This window comes from Nocardiopsis protaetiae (genome assembly GCF_045446735.1).
GTDB lineage: Bacteria > Actinomycetota > Actinomycetes > Streptosporangiales > Streptosporangiaceae > Nocardiopsis > Nocardiopsis protaetiae.
Genome location: NZ_JBJJBV010000449.1, coordinates 1 through 3,232, shown reverse-complemented (window position 1 = coordinate 3,232; position 3,232 = coordinate 1). Strand labels below are relative to the sequence as shown.

At 77.7% G+C, this 3,232-nt stretch carries 4 protein-coding genes; all 4 read left to right on the top strand.

Annotated features, from left to right (window positions below; all coding sequences use genetic code 11):
* Positions 1-100: 100 nt before the first annotated feature.
* Positions 101-571 (top strand): MarR family winged helix-turn-helix transcriptional regulator, encoded by a 471-nt coding sequence (locus ACJOT3_RS33665; RefSeq protein WP_406977175.1) that lies wholly within the window; start codon positions 101-103, stop codon positions 569-571.
* A 71-nt stretch (positions 572-642) separates the two neighbouring features.
* Positions 643-1,071, top strand: coding sequence for an organic hydroperoxide resistance protein (locus tag ACJOT3_RS33660; protein ID WP_406977174.1), 429 nt, complete (start codon positions 643-645; stop codon positions 1,069-1,071).
* Positions 1,072-1,141: 70 nt separating this feature from the next.
* Complete coding sequence (gene ccmA / locus ACJOT3_RS33655) at positions 1,142-1,759, top strand: heme ABC exporter ATP-binding protein CcmA (protein WP_406977173.1); 618 nt, start codon at positions 1,142-1,144, stop codon at positions 1,757-1,759.
* Positions 1,756-3,222: a DUF6297 family protein gene (locus ACJOT3_RS33650; RefSeq protein ID WP_406977172.1), complete on the top strand. Its 1,467-nt coding sequence runs from the start codon at positions 1,756-1,758 to the stop codon at positions 3,220-3,222. Before ccmA ends, ACJOT3_RS33650 begins: the two co-directional genes overlap by 4 nt.
* The last annotated feature ends 10 nt before the right edge of the window (positions 3,223-3,232 follow it).

Sequence of the window (3,232 nt, the reverse complement as noted above, 5' to 3'; positions counted from 1 at the left end):
CCCGCCACACCAAAAAACCTTTGTGTCCAATCTTGTTGTGGGCAATTGAACTCTGCTACGGTGTGACCGCACCCCGGACGCACGGCAGGGAGGAGGGGCCATGGCCGAGACCGGATACGATCCGCTCTCCCTGGACAACCAGCTGTGCTTCTCCCTGTACGCCGCCTCCCGCGCCCTGACCGGGCTCTACCGGGAGCTGCTGGGCGAGCTGGGCCTGACCTACCCCCAGTACCTGGTCATGCTCGCGCTGTGGGAGCACGGGACCCTCAGCGTCAAGGGGCTCAGCCGGGTCCTGCACCTGGACTCGGGCACCCTGTCGCCGCTGCTGCGCCGCCTGGAGGGTGCCGGGGCGATCACCCGCACCCGCAGCGCCGCGGACGAGCGCGTCGTCGAGATCGGGCTCACCGACCACGGCGCCGCGATGCGGGAGCGGGCCCTGGGCATCCCCGAGCGGCTCATCGGAGCCTCCGGGCTGTCCGCCGAGCGGGCCCGCGACCTCATCACCACCCTGGACGAGCTCACCCGCTCGGTCGAGGGCGCGGCCGCCCGGCGGCCCTGCGACACCGGGTGAGCCGACCACCGCACGCCACACGAATGTCCACCACCACGGGTTCCGCGACGGAGCCGGAAAAAGGGGAGACCATGGCTTACGACGTCATGTACACCGCCAACGCCAGCGTCACCGGTGAGGGCCGCAAGGGCCACGGCCGCACCGACGACGGCCGCCTGGACGTGGAGCTGTCCGTGCCCAAGGGCGTGGGCGGCGACGACGGCCCGGGCACCAACCCCGAGCAGCTCTTCGCCGTCGGCTACGCCGCGTGCTTCCACGGCGCGCTCAAGGCCGTGGCCCGCAAGGACAAGACCGACGTCGGCGCCTCCACCATCGACTCGCACGTCAGCCTGGGCAAGTCCGAGGAGGGTCTGGACATCGCGGTGGAGCTGGAGGTGACCATCCCCGGTGTCGACCAGGCCAAGGCCGAGGAGCTGGTCCAGGCCGCCCACCAGATGTGCCCCTACTCCCGCGCCACCCGCGGCAACATCGAGGTCAAGCTGACCGTCAAGGCCGGCTGACCCTCCCGCCGCGCATACGGGGGCGCCCCACCCGGGGCGCCCCCTTTTTTTGTGCCCCTAGGCTGGGCCGGTGAGCGAACCGAGCATCGTGGCCCGCGGCGTGGGCGTGGAACTGGGCGGGGTCGCCGTCCTGCGCGGAGTCGACCTCACGGTCGCCCCCGGGGAGGTGGTCGCCGTGCTCGGCGCCAACGGCGCGGGCAAGACCACCCTGCTGCGCTGCCTGGCCGGGCTGCAACGGGCCGCGGGCAGTGTGACCGTGCTGGGCGGCCCGCCCGCCGACACACCGGGCTTCTGGCGCGACGTCGCCCTGGTCGGCGACGAGCCCACCTGGTACCCGGGGCTCACCGCGGGGGAGCACCTGGAGCTGATGCGGGCGGTGCACGGCCCCGGACGGCTGGACCCGGAGGCCGCACTGGAGCTGTTCGGGCTCACCGGCCGGGCCGACCGGGCCCCGTCCTCGCTCTCGACCGGCCAGCGCCAGCGATTGTCCCTGGCCATGGCACTGCTGCGGCCCAGCCGGGTGCTGCTGCTGGACGAGCCCGAACGCGGACTCGACGCCGCCTTCCGGGAACGGCTCGCCGGACTGCTGGCCGCCTACGCCGCGGACGGCGGCACGGTGGTGATGGTGACGCACGACGCGGGGTTCGCCCGCACCGCCCGCCCCCTCGTCCTGGAGGCCGCCGCGTGAGCCGGGTCGCGCCGATCCGGGCCCTCACACGGGCCGGGGAGCACCGGCGCCGCACCTGGTCCGACCGCTACATCTCCCTGTTCGGCCTGGCCCTGCTGGCGGTGCTGGCGCTCCCGGTCGTGGGCCGCGCGGTGGCGGCGGTCCCCGGCGAGGTGGACCCGGCGCGGGCCGGCGCGGGTCTGGCGCTCGTCGCGCTGCTCCTCGCGGGCGCCCTGGCCCTGGCCCGGGCGGTGGGACCGCTGGGGGTGTCGGCGGCCGACGCGGCCTGGCTGGCGCTCTCGCCGCTGCCGCGCCGCGGTGTGCTGGCCCCGGCGCTGCTGATCCTGGCCGGGGCGGCCGCGGTGCTGGGCGCCGCCGTCGGCCTGGCCCTGACCGGCGCGCTCGGCGCCACGGACGTGGCCGCGCGGCTGGTGGTGGCCGTGGTGCTGGGCGTGTCCTGGGCCCTGGCCGGGGCGGCGACGGCCGTCCTGGCGCAGGCGTCGCAGACCTGGGACGGGTGGGTCATCGCGCTGATCGCCGCCCTGGTCCTGGCGGCCGCCGCCGCGGCGGTGATGAGCGCCGGGCCCGGGCGCGGAGCGCTCGGCGCCCTCGCGGCGGCCCCGCCGGCGGCCTGGACGGCCACGGCGGGTGCCTGGGCCGCGGTGGCCGCGGCCCTGGCCTGGCGGGCCTGGGCGGCCGCCGCCCGCATCCCCGCCCGCGCCGTCCTCGCGGCCTCGGACCGGGTCGGGCTCGCCGTGGGCGCGGTGGTCGGCCTGGACCCGGGTGCGCTCACGCGGATCGCCGAGGACGCGCACTGGCGCTCGCGCACCCTGCGCTCACGCCCCTGGCCCGCCCGGCTGCGCGGGGCCGCCGCGGTGGCCTGGCTCGACTGGCGGCGGCTGGGCCGGCGGCCCGTACTGCTCGCCTGGGCGGCCGCGGCCGCCGTGCCGCCCGCCCTGGCCGCACGGGCGGGCGTCGGGGGAGCGGGGGTGCTGTTCGTGCTCGCCGCCGGTGCGATGGCGGTCGCCGCGACGGGTACCGCGGGGGAGCGCCGGGACGCCGGGGACGCCGCGCTCGCCCGGCTGCTGGGCGCCGGTCCGCGTGCGCTCGCGGCGGCGCGGGCGGTGCTGCCCGGCCTGCTCGGCGGGGCCTGGCTGACCCTGGCCCTGGCGGGCCTGGACCTGGCGGGCGGCGGTGCGCCCCTGTGGCCGCTGGGGGTGCTGTGCGCGCCGGCGCTGGCGGCGGGAGCGCTGCGGATGGCGCGGCGCCGCCCCGTCGAGCACACGGCCCCCGTCGTGGACACGCCCCTGGGCCCGGTGCCGCTCGGCCCCGTCCAGTGGGCGCTGACCGGCGCCGACCTCGCCGTGCTCGGCTGCCTGCCCGCCCTCGTCGCGTTCGCGGCCGGGGTGAGCGGGCCGCTGCTGGCCGCGCAGGCGGTCGCGGGCGCGGCGGTGCTCGCGGCCCACTGCGCCGCCCGCAGATGAGGAAGGGGGG